The 15,723-nt window shown below is 73.1% G+C and carries 13 protein-coding genes; 3 read left to right on the forward strand and 10 right to left on the reverse strand.

Annotation, left to right across the window (positions count from 1 at the left end):
• Positions 1 to 234 precede the first annotated feature (234 nt).
• The gene (locus OHT77_RS30455; protein WP_328831610.1) at positions 235 to 720 is read left to right on the forward strand and encodes a hypothetical protein; all 486 of its coding nucleotides are present in this window, start codon (positions 235 to 237) and stop codon (positions 718 to 720) included.
• Here the strand turns inward: OHT77_RS30455 and OHT77_RS30460 are convergent, their stop codons facing one another.
• From OHT77_RS30460 to OHT77_RS30470, 3 genes are all read right to left on the reverse strand, one after another.
• Positions 721 to 1,563 (reverse strand): NAD(P)-dependent oxidoreductase, encoded by an 843-nt coding sequence (locus tag OHT77_RS30460; protein ID WP_328831612.1) that lies wholly within the window; start codon positions 1,561 to 1,563, stop codon positions 721 to 723.
• A 211-nt stretch (positions 1,564 to 1,774) separates the two neighbouring features.
• Positions 1,775 to 3,199 (reverse strand): GAF domain-containing protein, encoded by a 1,425-nt coding sequence (locus OHT77_RS30465; protein WP_443048221.1) that lies wholly within the window; start codon positions 3,197 to 3,199, stop codon positions 1,775 to 1,777.
• A complete protein-coding gene (locus tag OHT77_RS30470) occupies positions 3,196 to 4,236 on the reverse strand; it encodes a rod shape-determining protein (RefSeq protein ID WP_033281820.1) in 1,041 nt (346 codons plus the stop codon). Before OHT77_RS30470 ends, OHT77_RS30465 begins: the two co-directional genes overlap by 4 nt.
• A gap of 309 nt (positions 4,237 to 4,545) precedes the next feature.
• Between OHT77_RS30470 and OHT77_RS30475 the strand changes: the two genes are divergently transcribed.
• Entirely contained in the window at positions 4,546 to 8,190 is a 3,645-nt protein-coding gene (locus tag OHT77_RS30475) for a S8 family serine peptidase (protein WP_328831614.1), read from the forward strand.
• A 48-nt stretch (positions 8,191 to 8,238) separates the two neighbouring features.
• Here OHT77_RS30475 and OHT77_RS30480 read toward each other — a convergent pair whose 3' ends face one another.
• From OHT77_RS30480 to OHT77_RS30490, 3 genes are read right to left on the reverse strand one after another with little or no spacing between them, the layout of a single operon-like run.
• Complete coding sequence (locus OHT77_RS30480; protein ID WP_328831615.1) at positions 8,239 to 9,609, reverse strand: carboxyl transferase domain-containing protein; 1,371 nt, start codon at positions 9,607 to 9,609, stop codon at positions 8,239 to 8,241.
• Positions 9,602 to 11,047: an acyl-CoA synthetase gene (locus OHT77_RS30485; protein ID WP_328831616.1), complete on the reverse strand. Its 1,446-nt coding sequence runs from the start codon at positions 11,045 to 11,047 to the stop codon at positions 9,602 to 9,604. Before OHT77_RS30485 ends, OHT77_RS30480 begins: the two co-directional genes overlap by 8 nt.
• 60 nt (positions 11,048 to 11,107) lie before the next feature.
• The gene (locus tag OHT77_RS30490) at positions 11,108 to 12,163 is read right to left on the reverse strand and encodes a MerR family transcriptional regulator (protein ID WP_328834388.1); all 1,056 of its coding nucleotides are present in this window, start codon (positions 12,161 to 12,163) and stop codon (positions 11,108 to 11,110) included.
• A gap of 160 nt (positions 12,164 to 12,323) precedes the next feature.
• Between OHT77_RS30490 and OHT77_RS30495 the strand changes: the two genes are divergently transcribed.
• Positions 12,324 to 13,202 carry an ATP-grasp domain-containing protein gene (locus OHT77_RS30495; RefSeq protein ID WP_328831617.1) on the forward strand — a complete coding sequence of 293 codons (879 nt, stop codon included), beginning with the start codon at positions 12,324 to 12,326 and terminating at the stop codon, positions 13,200 to 13,202.
• On the opposite strand, the gene OHT77_RS30500 is transcribed toward OHT77_RS30495, so the two are convergent.
• Genes OHT77_RS30500 through OHT77_RS30515 form a run of 4 tightly spaced genes read right to left on the reverse strand, consistent with a single transcriptional unit; the run spans position 13,192 to position 15,716 of the window.
• Positions 13,192 to 13,782: a hypothetical protein gene (locus tag OHT77_RS30500; RefSeq protein WP_328831618.1), complete on the reverse strand. Its 591-nt coding sequence runs from the start codon at positions 13,780 to 13,782 to the stop codon at positions 13,192 to 13,194. The genes OHT77_RS30495 and OHT77_RS30500 overlap by 11 nt on opposite strands.
• Entirely contained in the window at positions 13,670 to 14,614 is a 945-nt protein-coding gene (locus tag OHT77_RS30505; RefSeq protein ID WP_328831619.1) for an FkbM family methyltransferase, read from the reverse strand. Before OHT77_RS30505 ends, OHT77_RS30500 begins: the two co-directional genes overlap by 113 nt.
• Positions 14,611 to 14,820, reverse strand: coding sequence for a Trm112 family protein (locus OHT77_RS30510; RefSeq protein ID WP_266768370.1), 210 nt, complete (start codon positions 14,818 to 14,820; stop codon positions 14,611 to 14,613). The genes OHT77_RS30505 and OHT77_RS30510 overlap by 4 nt, the downstream gene beginning before the upstream one ends.
• Entirely contained in the window at positions 14,817 to 15,716 is a 900-nt protein-coding gene (locus OHT77_RS30515; protein ID WP_328831620.1) for a hypothetical protein, read from the reverse strand. Before OHT77_RS30515 ends, OHT77_RS30510 begins: the two co-directional genes overlap by 4 nt.
• Positions 15,717 to 15,723 lie beyond the last annotated feature (7 nt).

Raw genomic sequence — 15,723 nt, forward strand, 5'->3', positions numbered from 1 at the left:
GCTCGGGAGGGTAGCGGCTCGTCGGAGCCGACGATCACGGGGGACCCACGGGCGGGACGACGGCTCCCGCGTCGCGCACCCCGACCGGCGTCCAGGGAGCGGGCCGCGCCGGCGCCAACCGCGGTTTCCGGGCGGCCCGGTGCCGTACCGCCGTCTCCATGACCGCCCCGGATCCCCGGCGACCGGCCCGCCGACCGCGTGAACGGCCGCCCCGCCACCCCCGTACCCCCTGCCATGACCCACCAGACACACCGCCCCGCCCGACGCCCCGCCTCCCGCCTCCGCAGGAGCGCGGCCGTCGCCCTGCTCCCTCTGGCCGTGGCCTGCGGCGGAGGGGAGGGAGAAGACACCGCCGACCGCAAGCGCGCGGCGCCGGCACCGACCGCCGTCACCGCCGCCCCCGAGGCCGGAGTCGTCGCCCCCGCCAAGGTCGAGGTCATCGCCGGGCTGACCGGGTGCACTGCCGAGATCCGGATCGACGCGGACGAACTGCGGGAGGGGGTCTGCCGTACGGAGCAGGGGGAGTACCGGATCACCACCTTCCCCGAGGAGCGGTTCAAGGTGATCTGGCTGGACAGCGCGGCCGTTTACGGCGGCAAGTACCTCGTCGGCACGCAGTGGGTCGTGAGCGCGAAGCCCGAGCTGCTGGCGGGGTTCAGGTCCCGGCTCGGGGGGACCGTGCAGGAGCTGCGCGGCACGGGGTCCGCGACGACGCCGTAGTCACCCCTCCGCCCGCAGGTGGCCCAGCACCTCCTCCACCGTCAGGTCGTGGTCGTCCTTGTCGTCCGCCCACCGCCCCAGCACCGCGGCCGCACCCTCCGCCATCTCCGCAGGCAACCCCGCCGTACGCAATGTCGCCGCGATCTCCTCCAACTCCGGCGCCCAGCGCCAGGCGCGGGCCGCGACGCTGGGGAGCTGGTCGGTCTCGGCGAGGATGTTGGACGTCAACGAGGCTGCCTCGCGGGCGAGTTCGGTGGCCACGCCGTGGTGGGCGGCGAGGGCGTGCGACACGGCGGCCAGGACGCGGGCCGACTTCTGGTACGACGCGTAGGCCATCTTCAGTGCCGACGCGGCACCGATCTCCGCGTCCAGGGGGCGGGCCACGACCTGGGTGCCTTCGAACGCGCCTGCCAGGCGGGTGACTTGCTCACCGTCCCCGCTCAGGTACAGGCGCGGCGCGCTGCCCGGTCCCGGCGGGCCGCCGACGATCGAGCCGTCCAGCATCCGCACGCCGCGTTCCGCGCACGCCGCAGCGATACGCCGCGTACGGTCCGGGCTGATCGCGTTGGCCTCGACGTACACGCCCCGGAAGGGGTGCGCGAGGACCTCGTGCGCCACGTCCTCCGCCGCGTGCGGCGGGCACACCGACAGGACGAAGTCGCTTGCGGCGAGGGCGGATTCGAGGGAGTCGGCGGGCTCCAGGCCGGCCTCGCGGGCCCGTCGGAGGCTGGCGGCGCTCCGGCCGGTGGGGACGTACAGGACCCGGGTGCCCGTGCGGGTCGCCTCGCCGCCCGCTTTCGCGCCCATGGCGCCGGGATGCAGCAGCGTGAAAGTGATCGTCATGGGACTCACCGTACGGAATTGATGTTGTGGGGAGTCGCGAGGGCGAGTGCTGGGCATAGGAGGGGGGCATAGAAGATATGAGCCTCGGGAGGGCGCCATGAACCGACAGGTCCGCGTTCGCGTCAGTCGTCGGCCCATCACGCCCCGCGACGACACCATCGACCGCAGGACGCCCTCGGGGCGCCTCCTGCCCTACTGACCAGGCCGAAAACTACAGAGGCGACTGCCAGTTCACCGTCGTGCCGTCCGTCCCTCCGTCGTCGTGGACCCGCAGTCGTACGGCGCCCCTGCCGTCCGGCAGGGGCCTCGTCACGTCGATCGTGATCTCCAGACGGGAGACGCCGGCGCGCTGGGACGCGGCGGTGACGGCGCGGCGGAGGGCGGTCAGGAGCGGGGCCGCCACCCGGTCGGGGACCAGGGTGTCCACCGCGCCCTCGAAGTGCGTCGAGGGGGCGAAGCCCAGGATCGCCGACGCGGTGGCCGTCTCTCGAAGTACCTTGCCGCGCAGGGATGTCGGGGCTTCCGCCGGAGGCTGCTGCAGGGCGAAGATCGCCGTGCGGACCTCCTGGACCGTCGACTGGAGTTCGTCGACGGCGCGGCCGAGGAGGTCGTGGGCCTCGTCCGAATCGGCGGTCCTGCGCTGCGTGGACTCCAGCATCATGCCGGTGGCGAACAGGCGTTGGACCACCAGGTCGTGCAGGTCACGGGCGATCCGGTCGCGGTCCTCGTACACCGCGAGGCGTTCCCGGCTGTGCTGCGCGTCCGCCAGGACCAGCGCGAGCGCGGCCTGGGACGCGAACTGCGTTGCCAGCAGGCGTTCCACGGCGGTGTAGGGGCGGTCGCCCGGGTGGCGGGGGAGGGCGAGGGTGCCGATGAGGCGTCCCTCGGCCTGGAGCGGCAGCATCATGCTCGGCCCGAACCGGTGCCGTACATGGGTCGTCATGCGCGGGTCGGTCGCCGAGTCGTCGATGAACACCGGCTCGCCGCCCAGGAGTTGGACCAGGACCGGGCTGCCGGGCGCGATGGTCGTACCGACGAAGTCGCCCGGGTCGTCGTGGGCGGACGCGGTGACGATCTCCATGCCGCCCGCCGGGGTGGGCTGAAGGATCACGCCCGCAGCCGCGTCGGCGAGTGCCCGGGCTCCCTCCGCGACCGTGGCCAGCGCGTCGGCCGCCCGCTCGCCGGTGAGCAGGGCGGTGGTGACGGCCGCCGCGCCCTCGATCCAGCGCTCGCGCTGCCGGGCCGTCTCGTACAGGCGGGCGTTGCCGATCGCGATGCCCGCCTGCGCGGCGAGGACGTGCAGGAGTTGCTCGTCCTCGGCGGTGAAGGGGGCGGAGGGGTGCTTGCCGGCGAGGTGGAGGTGGCCGAACACCTCGTCGTGGACGTGGATCGGCACGCTGAGCACCCCGGCGGCCGGCGGTTCGGCCCCGCCGGTGCGGATCTCGGTGAGGCCGTCCTGCCCGGGGTCCGTGGTGCCGAGCGCCGCGTACCGTGCGCCGGTCAGCTCGGCGGCGCCGTCCACGATGTGCTGGAGCGTGGTGCGCAGTTCGAGCTCGGAGCCGACGCTCAGCACCGCTTCGAGCAGCCGGGAGAGGTCGGGGACGCCGTCACGCGGGCCGGCCGGGCCCGGGCTCAGGTGGTCGCCAGCGGGTCCAGGACCAGCGGCTCGATCTTGCCCTCCAACATGTAACCCAGGCCCTGTACGGCACACACGTCCGGCCGCTCCGCGATGTGCACCGGCATCCCGGTCGCCGCGCGCAGCATCTGGTCGAAGCCGGGGAGCAGCGCGCTGCCGCCGACCATCATGATCCCGCGGTCCGCGAGGTCGGCCACCAGGTCGGGCGGGCAGTTGCGCAGCACCCGGCCGATCCCGTCGAGCACGGCGGTCAGCGGGGTCTCGATCGCGTCCCGTACGGCCGCGGTGTCGACCCGTACGGACCGCGCGAGGCCGCTCGCCACGTCCCGCCCGTGGATCTCGGTGGTGGTCGGGCCGTGCGGGGTGAGTCCGTTGCCGGACAGGGCCAGCTGCAGCGGTCGTACGGACTGGCTCGGGAGCATCAACTCGTGCTCGTGGCGCAGGTGTTGGACGATCGCGTGGTCCACGGCCTCACCACCCACCGGGATGCGCTCGGCGGTCACGATCGAGCCGAGGGAGAGCACGGCGACCTGGGTCGCGGCGGCCCCGCACACCATGATCATGGTGGCCTCGGGCCGCTCGACGGGCAGGCCGCAGCCGACCGCGGCGGCGATCAGCGTGTCGACCAGTTCCACCCGGCGCGCCCCGAGCCCGACCAGCGTCTCGATCGCGGCCCGCTGCGCCAGCGGATCGGCGTCGTGCGGGGTGCAGGCGGCGGCCCGCAGCCGGGGCTTGCGGCGCAGCGCGCGGCGCACCTTGTCGCCGATCAGGTGCCGCAGCATGCGCTGCGCCATCTCGATGTCGACGACCGTGCCGCCGGACACCGGCCGCACCACCCGGATGTAGTCGGGCGTACGGCCCGTCATCTTCTCCGCGAACTCTCCTACGGCGATCAGCGCGCCGGTCCGTGTGTTCACGGCGGCGGCGGACGGCTGGTCGACGACGAGCCCGGCGCCCTTGACGTAGACACGGGTACGGGCGGCACCCAGGTCGACGGCGAAATGGCAGCGTCGCAACTGCTCCAGACTGACGGTCATGGCAGGTTCTCCCGAGAGCGCGGACCGGGGCTTCGCCGGGCGGCGGGCCTCTTTCGCATCGTGCGGGGGCGGTGGGGCGGGCGCGCCTTGTGGTGGGCCGGGTGGGGTGCGGCTGAATGGGGGTATTTGTCCGTAATGCCCGAGATAAGGAATGCGTAAGGGGCAGTGGGGGCTGTCCTCGTGACGCCGTGTTGGCGGGAAAGCGCCAGGGCGTCAATCCGCCAGCCCCGTTCAACTCCCTTGCGCCACAAGCCCCGTGACACTCTTCGCAGCACTCGACGACTCGGTGATACGACGAAGAGGGGCGGCATGAGCAGAGGACCAGTCAGACGCGGGGCGGTGCTGCTGTCGGCCGGGCTCGTGGTCGCGCTGTCGCCGACGGCCGCACAGGCGCAGGCGACGACCACGACCCCCACGGCGAACTCCACCCCTACGGCGAACCCCACCCGCACCACGAACCCCATCCGCACCGTCACCCTCGTCACCGGCGACAAGGTCACCGTCACCGACCTCGCGGGCGGCCGGAAGACCGTGAGCGTCGAGCGCCCCCGGGGCGCCACCGGCGCCGTCCGCACCCAGCTGGCCGACGGCGACATCACCGTCGTACCGGACGAGGCCCTCCCCTACCTCCGCGCGGGCACCCTCGACCGGCGGCTCTTCGACGTCAGCGAGCTGCTGCGGCAGGGCCTCGCCGACCGGACGACCGACGAGCTGCCGCTGATCGTGACCTACGACAAGGGTGCGCCGACCTCGACCCCGCGCGACGCCCGGCGGACGCGGACCCTGGCGAGCGTGCGCGGGGCGGCCGTCGACGCGGACAAGGGGCGCGGGTTCTGGAGCGCGTTCACCCGGCAGGACGGCGTACGCAAGGTCTGGCTCGACGGGCGGGTCACCGCCGACATGGCCGAGAGCAACGCGCAGATCGGTACGGCGCACGCGTGGGAGGCCGGGCTGACCGGCAAGGGCGTCACGGTCGCCGTACTGGACACGGGAGTCGACCTCTCGCATCCCGACCTCGCCCAGCGCGTCTCCGTCACCAAGAGCTTCATCGACGGCGAGGACACGGCCGACCGCAATGGCCACGGCACCCACGTCACCTCCACCGTCGGCGGCAGCGGAGCCGCGTCCGACGGGCAGGAGAAGGGAGTCGCCCCGGACGCGACCCTCGCCGTGGGCAAGGTGCTCAGCGACCAGGGGTCCGGGAGCGAGTCCCAGATCATCGCCGGGATGGAGTGGGCCGCCCGGGACGTGCACGCCAAGGTCGTGTCCATGAGCCTCGGGTCGACCGAGCCGAGCGACGGCACCGACCCCATGGCCCAGGCCGTGAACACCCTGTCCCAGGAGACGGGCGCCCTCTTCGTCATCGCCGCAGGCAACACCGGCACCCCCTCCTCCATCGGCTCGCCCGGCGCCGCCGACTCCGCGCTCACCATCGGCGCCGTCGACGCGGACGACCAAGCGGCCTACTTCACCAGCGCCGGACCACGTCACGGCGACAACGCTCTCAAGCCCGACCTCTCCGCCCCAGGGGTCGACATCCTCGCCGCCCGCTCCCAACTCGTCGACGGCAGCGGGTACTACACCTCCATGAGCGGTACGTCGATGGCGACCCCGCACGTGGCCGGGGTGGCCGCGCTGCTCGCCCAGGAACACCCCGACTGGACCGGCGCCCAGCTCAAGGACGCGCTGATGTCCACGTCCAGGCAACTCGACGCCTCCGTCTACGAGTTGGGCGCGGGGCGGGTGAGCGTGCCCGATGCCGTGGACGCCCACGTCACCGCCACCGGCAGCGCCGACCTCGGCTTCTACGGCTGGCCGTACGACGGAAACAAGCCGGTCACCAGGACCCTCACCTACGCCAACTCCTCGGACAAGGCGGTCCAGTTGAGCCTTGCCGCGCAAGGCGCCCCGGCCGGGGTCGCCACCCTCGCCGACTCCACCCTCACCGTGCCCGCACACGGCACCGCCTCCACCACCGTGACCGGCGACGGAGCGAAGGCCGAGGTCGGCGACACCAGCGGGCAGATCGTCGCCTCCGTCGCCGGAACTCCCGTGGCCCACACGGCGTTCGGGCTGGTCAAGGAGGAGGAGCGGTACACCCTCACCGTCCATGTGAAGGACCGGGAGGGAGCCGCCACACCCGCCGACCTGGTAGTGCAGCGCCTGGCCCAGGGCTACGACCCCTACCCGGAGGCCGTCGACGACTCCGGCACGGTCAAGTTGCGCCTCCAGCCCGGCAATTACAGCCTCAGCTCCTTCCTCGACGTACACGGCAGCCACGGCGCCGACTCCCTCGGCCTCGGCTTCCTCGCGGCCCCCGAGATCACCCTCGACCGGGACCGCGAGGTCACCCTCGACGGGCGACGGCTCAGGGAGGTCGCCGCGAAGGTGCGACAGCGCACGGAGACACGGCAGTTGGTCATGGAGTACGACCGGAACGCGAACGGCTCCGATCTCTTCGACGCCGTCCAGGTCCCGGTGACGTACGACAGCGTCTTCGCCGCCCCGACGGACAAGGTCACACAGGGCAGCTTCGAGTACCGGACCGTATGGCGGCTCGGCAAGCCGCAGTTGGAGGTCAAGGGGATCGGTGAGGCCGTCGTGCAGTCGGGCGGCACGCTGATCGAGGGGCGCAGCCGGCTGCCCTTGGTGGACGTCGGGGCCGGACCCGTGACCGCCGCCGTCCGGGGCAAGGCCGTGCTCGCCCGTCTCACCGACGGCGCCGATCCGGTCGCCCTCGCGCAGGCCGCCCAGGACGCGGGTGCCAAGGCGCTGTTCGTGACGGACGACATGGCCGGACGGCTCAGCGCGTGGTGGGGCGCGGACGACGGTTCCGACCGGCCGCTCCAGATCGCCTCGGTGAACACCGCCGACGCGGCACGGCTGCGGGCGACCAGGACGGTCGACATGACCGGCACACGCAACACGCCCTACACGTACGACCTTTCGGCCGGACACCCGGGCGCTATCCCGGACGCCGATCTGACCTACGCGCCCAGCAGCCGCCAACTCGCCGTCCTGGGCAGCAGGTTCCACGCCGTGAAGCCGGTGAGCGGCGGGGAGTTCCGTTACTCGATCACCGACACCTTCCCCCTCGGGCTCGGCTTCCTGGAGCGCGTCGACTACCCGGCCACCCGCACCGACTACGTGTCGACCGGCCCCGGGCAGCGCTGGGCCGAGTCCGTGACGGTCGGCGACGGCACGCTGGAGGAACGCAGCGGGCTGGTGCGGTACACCGGCGGCGAGCGGCGCACCCTCGACTGGTTCAAGCCCGTGTGGCATCCATGGCTCGGCACCGGCCTCGGCTGGGGGCAGCAACGGTCCGGAAACCAGCTGCAGTTCAACGCTCCCGGCTGGGGCGACTCCGGGCCCGACCACACCGGATTCGGCGACGTCTGGAGCGCGGAGAGCGGCATGACCCAGACCACCGCCGTCTACCAGGACGGCACCCTGGTCGACCGGAACACCGACTCCACCGCCTACGACTGGGAAGCCCCCGCCGACGAACACACCTACAAGGTCGTCACCGACACCGCCCTCGACCCCGCCCGCTGGGAACTCTCCACCCGCGGCCACGCCGAGTGGACGTTCAACTCGGCTGCCACGCCCGCCGATCGCTGGACCTTCCTGCCCCTCCTCAACCTCGCCTTCGACATCGACACCGACCTCGCGGGCGACGTACGAGGCAGCGGCGGCCGGGTGCCCGTCGGGATCGGAGCCTCGTACGTGGCGGGCGCGCCGGACACCGGCACGATCGTCGCCGGCACGCTCCAAGTGTCGTACGACGACGGGAAGTCGTGGCGTTCGGTGAAGCTCAGCGGCGGGCACGCGTCGTGGCGCGGCACCCTCACCGTGCCCCGGGGTGCTCGGTACATCTCGCTGCGGGCGTCCGCGAGCGACGACCAGGGTGGTTCGGTGCGGCAGGAGATCGTCCGGGCGGTGGGAGTCCGGTAACGAGGACAGGCGGTGCCGTCTCCTTGGGAGGGGAGACGGCACCGCCGCTCATCCGGTCCGCGAGGTCCGGATCAGCCCCAGCTCCGCCAAGTCCTGCGGACGCAGGAGGAGTTGGTCGGCCGTCGACTCGGTCTCCTCCGGCGGCCGTTTCAGGATCGCGGCGGCCGACTCCGGGGCGATCACCGAGAAGTAACTGTCCGGTGTGGCCCAGGTGTTGCCCGGCGCGGCCAGCGCCAGCGCCCCGCCGGAGCCGCCCTCACCGATCAGCAGGGTGGTGAGCGGGGTGCGGGCAGCGGCCACCGCGCCGAACAGCTCGGCGATCGCGGCACCCGCGCCCTGCCGTTCCGCCTCGGCGTCGTTGGCCGCGCCCGGAGTGTCCACCAGCGTCAGCACCGGGATGCCGAGCCGCCCCGCGAGCCGGATCAGCCGGGCGGCGGTGCGATATCCGGCGGGCCGGGTCGCCGTCCCGGCCTGCGCGGCATAGGCGACCGTCCGCCCCTCCCGCTCCCCGAACCCGCACAGCATGCCCGCGTCGGTACCACCGCACCGGTCACCGCTGATCGCCAGCCGGTGCGTGAAGTAGGCGTCCAAGTAGCGGGCCGCGCGCGGGCGTTGGGGAGACCGGGCGCGCCGCACGGCTTCCCAGCCGGTGGCCGGGAGACCGGCCTCGGCACGCTGCTCGGACACCGGCGGCCCGACCACCGCGCCCAGCGCTTCGGGCACCGGCGCCTGCCCGTCCCACGGCGTGGTCAGCAGCCGCAGCCACCTCCCCAGGGTCTCCCTCAGCTCCTCCGGTCGTACGATCGCGTCGGCCGCGCCCGCCGCGACCTGGGCCTCCGCCGTGTACGCCGTGGGGTCCGCGTCGGGCGGGCGGACGCGGGAGCCCGCGAAGCCGATCTGGGCGCCGGGGAGTGCCAGGATCACGTCGGCGCCCGCGCCGAGGGTGGCCCAGCCGCCGCCCGTGGTCGGGTCGCGCAGGACCGCGAGCTGCGGGAGTCCGGCCTCCCGGGTCAGGGCCGACTGGCGCGCCACGCGCTGGAGTTGGGTGAGGGCGATCATGCCCTCCTGCATCCGGCTGCCCCCGGTGGCGACCAACGGCACGACGGGCAGCCGGTGTTCACGGGCGTAGGTGTACGCCGCCTCCAGCCGGTCCCCGGTGCGTTCGCCGAGCGAGCCGCCGAGGAACCCGAACTCGAAGGCGAGCAGCACCGCTCGGGTCCCCGACACGGTGGCCGTGCCGCAGATCACCGACTCCGACTCGCCGGTGCGATCGGCGGCGCGGGCGCGCGAGGCGTCGTAGCCCTGCCAGGCGAGGGGACCGTCCGGCTTGGACTCCCCTTCCGGGTAAGGGAGTTCGGTGAAGGTGGTGTCGTCCGTGACGAGGGCCAGGGTCTCTCGGGCCGAGAGGCGTTCAGTCATGGGTCAGGGAGCGCTTCAGGATCTTCCCCATGTCGTTGCGGGGGAGTTCGGCGAGGTGGTGGACGACGCGGGGGCGTTTGTGCGGGGCGAGGCGGGACGCCACATGGTCGGCCAACTCGGCCAGCTGCGGCGGGGACTGGGGGTCCGTCGGGACGATCCAGGCCACGACGCGTTCGCCGAGGTCGGGGTCCGGTTCGCCGGTGACGGCGGCCTCGCGGACCCCGGGGTGTTCGAGGAGCGCGTTCTCGATCTCGCCCGCGCCGATCTTGTAACCCCCGCTCTTGATCAGGTCGGTGGCCTTGCGGCCGACGATCCTGACATAGCCGTCGGGGTCGCGCACGGCCATGTCACCGGTGCGGAACCAGCCGTCGGCGGTGAAGGCGGCGGCGGTCGCGTCGGGCCGGTTGAGGTACTCGGTGAAGAGGTTCGGGCCGCGCACCTGGATCTCGCCCACGCTCTCGCCGTCGTACCGCGACAGCGGTGTGCCGTCGTCCTCGACCAGCCGGAGTTCCACTCCGCGCACCGGGACGCCGACCGTGCCGGCGCGCGGCCGGCCGTCCGCGCGGACGCTGGTGTTCATCAGCGTCTCGGTCATGCCGTAGCGCTCGATGACGCGGCGGCCGGTCGCCGAGGCGATCCGCTCGTGGTCGTGGACCGGGAGCGCGGCAGACCCGGAGACCAACAGGCGTGCCCGGGCGAGGGACTTGACGAGTCCGGGGTCGTCGGGGAGGGACTCGGCGATGCGGTGGTACATCGTCGGGACGCCGAACATCATCGTCGCGCCGTCGTTCAGCTCCCGTGCCACGCCCTCGGTGCTGAAGCGGCCCAGGTGCCGCACCGAGCCGCCGAGCCGCAGCGGGCCCAGGATGCCGAGGACCAGCCCGTGCACATGGAACAGCGGCAGCCCGTGCACGAGGACGTCGTCACCGGTCCACTCCCAGGCGTCGGCGAGCGCGTCCAGCGTCGCGGCGACCGCCCGGCGCGGGATGACGGCACCCTTGGGCGGGCCGGTGGTGCCGGAGGTGTAGACGACGAGGGCGGGGTCCTCGTCGCCGGGGGAGACGTCGGGACCGGCCGCCCCGGCGCCCCGCACGTCGATGTCGACGCGCTCCAAGTGCCGTAGCGGGGACGGCAGTTCGTCGCCCGGAGCGGCGAGCAGCAGGGTCGGTGCGCTGTCCGTCAGGATGTGGCCGAGTTCCTTCTCGCCCGACTTCGGGTTGAGCGGCACCGCGGCCACCCCGGCCCGCAGCGCCGCCACGACCGCGACAGCCGTCTCCAGCGAGTTGGTGGCCCACACGGCGACCCGTCCTGCGCCCGCGCAGCGGGCCGCGAGGGCGTCCGCCGCCGCGCCCAGCTCCGCGTACGTCAGGGACCGGTCACCGAACCTGAGCGCGGGCCGGCCGCCCGGGTTCGTCAGGGCGGGAAAGAGGGTGGACACGCGGCGCACTCCTTGGTCGTCGGGGACAAGGGTCCCCAACCGTCGGGGACACCCCCGTTCCTACACCACGTCCGCCACCACACAACTGACGTTGTCCGGACCCCCGGCCGCGTTCGCCGCGTCGACCAGGGACCGTACCGCCTCCTCCGGGTCCTGGCCCGCGGTGAGGAGTTCGCGGATCCGGTGCTCCGGGACGACCGCCGTCAGGCCGTCCGAGCACAGGAGGTAGCGGTCGCCGCGGTGGGTGTCGTGGAGTTTCAGGTCCGGGGTGCCGTGCGTCAACGCCTTGAGCAGCATGGCGCGTTGGGGGTGGGCGCCGGCTTCCTCCGGCGTCAGCCGGCCCTCGTCGACGAGCGACTGGACGACCGAGTGGTCGTGGGTGATCCGGAACAGCCCGCCGTCGCGCAGCAGATACGCCCGCGAGTCACCGATGTGCACGAGCGCCAGCTTCGAGCCCGTCCACAGCAGCGCGGTCAGGGTCGTGCCGGTCTCCCCGGGATCGGCCACGTCACGGACCGCCTCGGTGGCACCCCGCACCGCCTCCTCCAGCAGGTTGAGCACATTGCCCGCGGGCACCTCCTCGGTGTCCAGGAAGCGCAGCGCCTCCACCGCCGCCCCGCTCGCGGGCGCGCCCGCCGGGCCGAACCCGTCGGCGACCGCCAGCAGCCGGGTGCCCGCGTACGCGGTGTCCTGGTTGGAGGGGCGGACCAGACCGCGGTCGGAATGGGCGGCATAACGCAGTTCCAGCATGGTGGTGTCCTTTCCCGGTACGGCCGGCACGGCCGCGAGATGGTCGACGAGGAACCCGGCGAGATCCCGCCGCACCGCCGTCTCCGCCTCGACCCGCGCCCAGAAGGCACGGATCTCCCGCGCGGCGGCGGCCGGTTGGAGGGCGCACACGTCACGGATCCCGGCCAGCGGCATGCCCAGCCGCCGCAGCCACGCGACAAGCCGCGCCCGCTCCAGCTGGTCCACCGCGTAGTACCGGTAGCCGCTGTCGGGGTCCACGCGCGCCGGCCGCAGCAGCTCCAGCTCGTCGTACAGCCGCAACGCCTTCGGCGACAGCCTGCACGCCCGCGCGAAGGCCCCGATCGTCAGCATGTCCGTGCCCTTCATGCGCACCTCGACCTCTTTCGGTTCCGCCACCGATGCTGGGGCTTCACCGAGGGGGAAGGTCAATCCGGTTGCCGCGGTTGCGGTGGCCGCGGTTAACCTGCGGAAACGATCTGCCGCAGACCGACCGCCGACCGACCGCCGTACGAAGCTGGAGGCTCCCGTGCCCCGAATCGCGCTCGCCACCTACGACCCCGGAAGCAAGCCCAGCAAGGACCGCGACCTTCCGGTGCTGGTGGAGGCGTTGCGGGCGGCCGGGGCCGAGACGGTCGCCGCGCCGTGGGACGACGCCGGCACCGACTGGGGTTCGTACGACCTCGTGCTCATCCGCTCCACCTGGGACTACAGCTGGCGCCCCGCCGAGTTCGTGGCCTGGGCCGAGCGGACCGCGAAGGCGACCCGGCTCGCGAACCCCGTGCAGGTCGTGCGGTGGAACACCGACAAGCGCTACGTCGGCGACCTCGCGGCGGCCGGCGTGCCCGTCGTGCCGACCCGCTATCTCGCCCCCGGCGACCCGGCCGACCTCCCGGACGACCACGAGTACGTGGTCAAGCCGACCTCCGGCGCGGGCGCCCGCTTCGCCGCCCGCTACACGCCCGACCAGCACGAGACGGCCGTACGGCAGCTGGAGCGCATGCACGCGGAGGGGCTGACCGCGATGGTGCAGCCGTATCTGACCAACGTGGACGTCAGCGGGGAGCGGGCGCTGCTGTTCTTCGGGGGGCGGTTCGTGCACGCCTCGCGGAAGGGCGCCGTGCTGGCGCGCGGGACGGCCTACGACGACGACAAGGTGTCCCACCCGGACCTGGAGCCGTGGACCGCGACCGAGGCCGAACTCGCCGTCGCCGAGCGGGCGTTGGCCGCCGTACCGGACTCGCCGGAGCTGCTGTACGCGCGGGTGGACCTCGTCGACGGGCCGGACGGCGAGCCGTGCGTGATGGAGCTGGAACTCGTCGAACCGAACCTCTTCCTGGATCTGCATCCGGAGTCGTCGCTGGCCGCGGTGGTCGAGGCGGTCCTGGGGGCGGCCGCTAGTCGCTGACCGCCGTCCGCTGGAGCAGGCCCCAGGTGAACTCGGCCGCGCACTTGTGGCGTACGCCCCGCGCGTCCGGCGCGGTGAAGGCGAGGCCCCAGCGGGTGGGGGCCGTGCCCTCCAGGGGGCGGGCGGGGGCGAAGGCGCGGGCCGCCTCGTCGACCGTGCAGGACCAGGGGGTCAGGTCGTCGAGGGTGTGGAGGGCGGGGCCTTCGGTGCCCGGGGCGCGGACCAGCCATTCGTTCCACACGGCGCCGTTCGGAGCCGTCAGCACCTCGAAGCGGAGGTCGGGCCAGAGGGGCAGCGCCCACAGCCGGGCCTCGCAGTCCAGGTCGCCGATCCTGCGCCGCACGGTCGACTCGGGGGCGCCCAGGACCGAGCGGTAGCGCGAGGCGGCGGCCCGGCCGCGCGGGGCGTGCAGCATCGCCTGCCACCGCTTGTTGGCCTCGCGCATGTCGGCGATCGAGACGCCCAGCTCATGACGGGCGTCCTCGACCAGGTCCGGGTTGTGGTCCGCCATGCGGCGCAGCAGGACGAGTTGGAAGTCGAGGGGGCCGAAGGGGCCGGCGGGGCGATTCGTCTCGGGCATGCGATCCATCGTCGCGCACGCCACTGACACCCGGGGTGCGGCCGTCCGCGAGGAACAGCACCGAATTGACGTAACGGGGTCCCCGGGAGAACGGCAGGACCCGCCGCAGCAGCCCCTGCGAGACGACGTACGAGGTGCGGGCCTGCTCCTCCTCCAGGGGAAAGGCCGCGAGCCGGACCCAGTCCCGGTTCCGGTCCGGGAGGACCCAGCCCTCGTAGCCGAGCAGCGACAGATAGGTCACCACGGGGGCGATCGGCTGGATGCGGGACTCCAGCTCGACGAAGAGCGCGGGGCGGTCGCGGGTGAGGAGGCCGGTCGCGCCGTGCAGGACGGCCAGTTCGCTGCCGTCCACGTCGATCTTGATGAAACCCACGTCCCGCAGACCGAGCCCGTCGAGCGTGACGCAGGGGACGTGCACCGCGCGGGCGTGGATGTCCCGGCGCACCAGCGAGGACACACCCCGGTCGCCCTCGTCGTCCGGCGGCAGCCACAGCCGCGCGGTGCCGGGACGGTCGGAGGCGGCGGCCGGGACCACCCGGGCGTGCGCGGGCGCGGCGGCCTCGAGAAGCCGGGCCAGATGCGGGACCGGCTCCACGGTCACCACCTCGCGCGCGTGCCGCCACAGCCGGTGCGTCCAGGGCCCGTACCAGCCGCCCACGTCGACCGCCGTACCGCAGTCACCTGGCAACAGGTCGGCCAGGCGCGCCAGTTCGGGTTCGAAGCGGGGATAGACGGCGCGCGCGGTGGCGGCGACGAGGCGGGTGGGGAGGAGCGGGGCGAGCCGGGCGGTGAGGGTGCGGGGAGCGGAATCCCCGGGGTTCGTGGGGGTCATGGGGCCATCCGTTTGAGGAGTTCCTCGTGTTCGGCGTCGTCGGTGACCTGCTCGCCCGACGACGGCAGGAGTTGCGGGATGCCGTCGACGATGGGGTAACGGCGGCGCAGGCGCGGGTTGTAGAGGGCGTCCGTCGGAAGCAGATGCAGCGGGCCCTTGTCGAGCGGGCAGGCCAGGATCTTCAGCAGCGGGTCGTCCGGGTTCATGGGGGTGTCAACTCCTTGGCCTCGGCCGGTGGTCGAGGCGCGTCGTCGTGCTTCGGCATGGCCAGCAGAACGGTGACCGCAAGGAGGGTGCCCGCGATCCGCAGGGCCAGCCGCAGCGGATCGTGCGGCAGCGCCTCGCCGAACGCGAGCGTGCCGAGCACCGCCGTGAACAGACTGGTCACCGTCGTGCAGACCGGCACGATCAGCGAGGCCCGGCACCGCTGCAGCGCCGCCTGCGACATGACCAGGCCGAACGCGCCGGTGAAGAGAAGGAGATACGGGTACGGCGACCGCAGCAGCCCGACTGTCGCCCCGCCCACGTCACTTGTCGTCAGACAGATCGACACCCCTTTGATGGCGAGCGAGCTGACCCCGTACAACAGGCCCACCGCCACGCCGTACTCGACCCCCGTGGTGGACAGCCCGCGCGCCGCGCGACGCTCGGTGCGCCGGTACAGCCAGACCCCGGCCGCGAGCGACGGCACGCACACCAACAGGACCAGCGGATAAGGGGCGTTGCGGCTGACGTGGTCCGCGCCCTCCTTGAGCGACAGCACCACCATCAGCAGGGCGACGAGGATCGCCCCGAGCGCGTACCGCTCCCGGCCGCTGGTCTCCTCGCCGAGCAGCCGCGTCGACAGCAGCACGAGCAGCACCAGACCCGACACGAAGATGCCCTGCGCGGCGGCGATCGGCAGCGTCCGGTACACGGCGAGCTGCGCACCGAACCCGGACGCGAGCGCGAGCGACCCGCCGATCCACAGCGGACTGCCCACCACCAGCCGCAGCAGTCTCACCGGTTGACGGACCGTCACCTCGGGCATCCTGCCGAGCGCCCGTTTCTCCAGCACGAACCCGGTGCTGTACAGCACGTTCGCCAACAGCGCCGCAGCCACTCCCCAC

Source organism: Streptomyces sp. NBC_00252 (assembly GCF_036187565.1).
In the GTDB taxonomy this organism is placed as follows: domain Bacteria; phylum Actinomycetota; class Actinomycetes; order Streptomycetales; family Streptomycetaceae; genus Streptomyces.